We start from the raw sequence: 3115 nt of genomic DNA, 5'->3' as shown, positions 1-3115 counted from the left end.
GAACCAACTCCTTGAAACGTTCTTCTACTTTTGTGTTAAGAAAAATCTTTCTTCTGTATCGCGGGCAAAACACAAAATGATAGTTAATTAATGACACGGTTGTTTTGGTTCTTCTATAATCATTCATCATGTTTGCATCGTATCAGTTAGATTACAAAACTGCAACACGAAAGATAAAAAAATAAAAGATACCAACATTTTGGATACTTAGAGTGCTACAAACCTTGCGGTTTTTAGTGCACTCCTTATCCAACCTCACTTTCATCCCATGCCTAAAGGCGAGGGGCTTTCTCGTTCGGGAAGGGCTGTAAGGTCAATCTTTGTTTTGTTTTTCTAACAGTTGAATAACTTTATCTAACTTTTGCTCAACTGAATCTTGCTTTTTGTGATTACTAGAATATTGAATTTTACGTATAATTCCCCCAAGCAATGCACCGATGATCATTAATATAATAGCAACTCCAATGTAATAAATAGAGTTTTCTAAAGGCATTATACAGAACCTCCTTTTCCCTATTTTACCATTTAAAAGGAGTGATTTGTTATTTGACTTTGGTTGTATACTCTATACATGTCAGGTTCGTATAACATCTCATTATCGTTACCAAGAACAAAGAGGCCCCCTACCCTCGAAAGAAACCTCCTTTTTCTTTTAGCTATTTATGTATCCGAGTTTTCGTGCGATTTATATTAAATATGCATAATTACATAATTATTCCTTATATAAAGATATTGAAATTTACATTTTTAACCTGTAAAATACAGGATGTTAAATAAATACCTAAGGGGTTGTTAATATGAAGAAATTTATGAGCATTTTAGCTATGTGTTTTGCACTTACACTAGCACTTTTACCATCTGTTTCAAAGGCGGATTCTTCTCCACTACGAAGTGTTAGCATTAGTGCTGTAGGCGATAATAACAAAATGTATAGTGCAAGTTCTTACTTATCTATTCCTGTTCTTAAGGGCGATTACCTTTATGTAAAAGTTAGTGAAGTAGGCACACCGGATTCATATTCTGAGGCTTTAACTGTTAATGGTGTTAGATATGCGGGAAGTTCTTTAGACGAAGTCAGTTCTTATACTGGTCCATTCGGATCTGAAAAAACATTTAGATTACGTATCAAGGATTCTTACGTCTTCTCAAACACATCAAATTCAACAAACACTATAGCTTTTGAAGCTAGAGTTCCTTTCTCAATGCAAGTATTATCTAAAAGTATATCTGTTCATGTAGAATAATTTATAACATTATTATTAATAAAAAATACATCCCTATAGGGATGTATTTTTTATTTAATAGAAACATAAATTGAACTTACCGTTATAGAAAAAGGAGCACCATAAAAATAGTGAACTTAATATTGTTCAAAGTTACTTGTACTTATCTCCCAATTAATTGTGTAATCTAACCTTTTCATCTACTAAGTTCTTTTACTAAGGAATAGAAACTAAAAAAGAAATAGAAATGAGCCTTTTTATTATTTTGTTCATCTTTTTTCGTTTTAGGAGAGATTTTATCGTTTTCCGACAGAAGGCTCCTTCTTCAAAAATGTGAAGGTGTGAAACACCAATTTTAGGTGGGAGATGAATGTCGGTTGGCATAAGCCAACATATTTGCTATCATTTACTTGTACAGATTGCTCTTCGAAAACTGAAGTTATGAGGTTGGTTGCAGAAAAACGTTGCAACCGTAAAATCTTCAACGTTCTATCGCCCCACGCTTCTCAAAATTGCGAAAACCAAGCTAAAGTAGGTAGTGTGGTGAGTCAGCGTACAAGATACTTATGTTCTCACCGTAGGGACTGCGGGTAGAGCCTGCTAAGATAACTGATGGATACATCAGTGTTCGCAGGAATCTCCCACTTCAAACAGTCCGTTAGGACGTTAAGTGGTGAGTAGTTCAATATTACAGCTATCCTACAAAGTGGTTTATCTGTTCATAAAAAAGAAGAACTCATTACATATAATACCGAAATTTATTTTCGTGCTTTAAACCTTACTCTTATAGAATAGCTAGTACAAATAGTTGAACTCTTAAAAAGAGATTAAAAAAATAAATAGTAAGACCAAGTTTCAACCACCCTTTACAGGTAATCTTTTACTTTTTCTACTTCACATATACAAAGGCTTCATTTGTCGTAATATAGTATATCCCCCCCTTTTCATTCATGATTCTTTACTTCTTTTCTCTCTCTTACCAATGAATATGGTATATAATTGAGCACCTTCCAAAACTGTTTTTCTTCCACATTACGAGTAAAATCCCCTCAAGATATCTCAAAAACAGGATAATTATTTAATATTCCTATACTCTCCAACATACAACAATATACATCGTAAAATATATTTTACGATGTATTAAAAAAAAGGAAATCGTCATCAGTTTTCTCGCCCATATATTTATGAGAATCTTTACCATTCACGATAAACTCCTCAATTTTAAAACAGTTCTTTTAATTGTATACTATACGTTTTTGTCACTTTATCCATAAATTGGCCAAAAAACACTTCTTTTTGTAGATGATTACCTAATTATTCAACGGAGTCGAAAGCATACGTTGGCCGCAAACTAAAAAGGAATAAGTTGATCAAAACGGCCATCTTATGCTTCTTGTTACAGTTTTAAACATAGAATATACAAATTATTACACTTACTTTTCTTCACCGCTTGCTTGCATGGAATTAAACGCCCAATGTAATTTCAATGCATCTCCCCTGAAATACATTTTGGTCTTCACCGCTATCTACGAATGTGAACATTACATAAAATGTATCATCATCACCTGGAGTAAATCCATTTTCTTCTCGATCTACAATACCTTTCTTTACAAGGTCAGGAATACTTCCATTTTGCGTAGCTACCTTTAATTCAGATAATGTAGAATAGTACGTTTTTGCTTTACTCGTTGTACTCTTTATACTTTTAATCATTATTGGATGCAGTTGCTTCTGCTAAAATACTAAGGGAAAAGACACTCTTAGTTGAACTGAACCCAAAAAATTAGACAAATATATTAAGCAGCTACTAAGGATTGAACTCTGTATTGCACAGGGGACAATCCTTTTAGTTTTGTTTTAATTCTTTTGTGATTGTAGTAATGAATATAAGT

General features: G+C 33.0%; 4 protein-coding genes and 2 pseudogenes. 2 read left to right on the top strand and 4 right to left on the bottom strand.

Annotated features, from left to right (window positions below; all coding sequences use genetic code 11):
* Nucleotides 1-130, bottom strand: a 130-nt coding sequence (locus D1166_RS30775; protein WP_179951336.1) for a transposase, incomplete at its 3' end; no start/stop codon positions are given.
* A gap of 183 nt (nt 131-313) precedes the next feature.
* Nucleotides 314-493, bottom strand: coding sequence for a DUF4083 family protein (locus D1166_RS30770; RefSeq protein WP_097862199.1), 180 nt, complete (start codon nt 491-493; stop codon nt 314-316).
* A gap of 304 nt (nt 494-797) precedes the next feature.
* Here D1166_RS30770 and D1166_RS30765 point away from each other — a divergent pair, with 304 nt between their 5' ends.
* Nucleotides 798-1244, top strand: coding sequence for a hypothetical protein (locus tag D1166_RS30765; protein WP_097856737.1), 447 nt, complete (start codon nt 798-800; stop codon nt 1242-1244).
* 1412 nt (nt 1245-2656) lie between these two features.
* On the opposite strand, the pseudogene D1166_RS30755 reads toward D1166_RS30765, so the two are convergent.
* Nucleotides 2657-2888: pseudogene (locus D1166_RS30755) on the bottom strand (TasA family protein); the annotation flags it as partial.
* A gap of 10 nt (nt 2889-2898) precedes the next feature.
* On the opposite strand from D1166_RS30755, the pseudogene D1166_RS32070 reads away from it, so the two are divergent.
* A pseudogene (locus tag D1166_RS32070) lies at nt 2899-2961 on the top strand (YjcZ family sporulation protein); the annotation flags it as partial.
* A gap of 58 nt (nt 2962-3019) precedes the next feature.
* On the opposite strand, the gene D1166_RS30745 reads toward D1166_RS32070, so the two are convergent.
* On the bottom strand, nt 3020-3115 hold a 96-nt coding region (locus D1166_RS30745), incomplete at its 5' end, for an IS3 family transposase (RefSeq protein WP_130055901.1).

It is taken from the genome of Bacillus sp. ISO11 (assembly GCF_003458115.1).
In the GTDB taxonomy this organism is placed as follows: Bacteria; Bacillota; Bacilli; order Bacillales; family Bacillaceae_G; genus Bacillus_A; species Bacillus_A cereus.
Note: the sequence above shows the minus strand (reverse complement) of the source record. Positions and strands in the feature narration are given on the sequence as shown.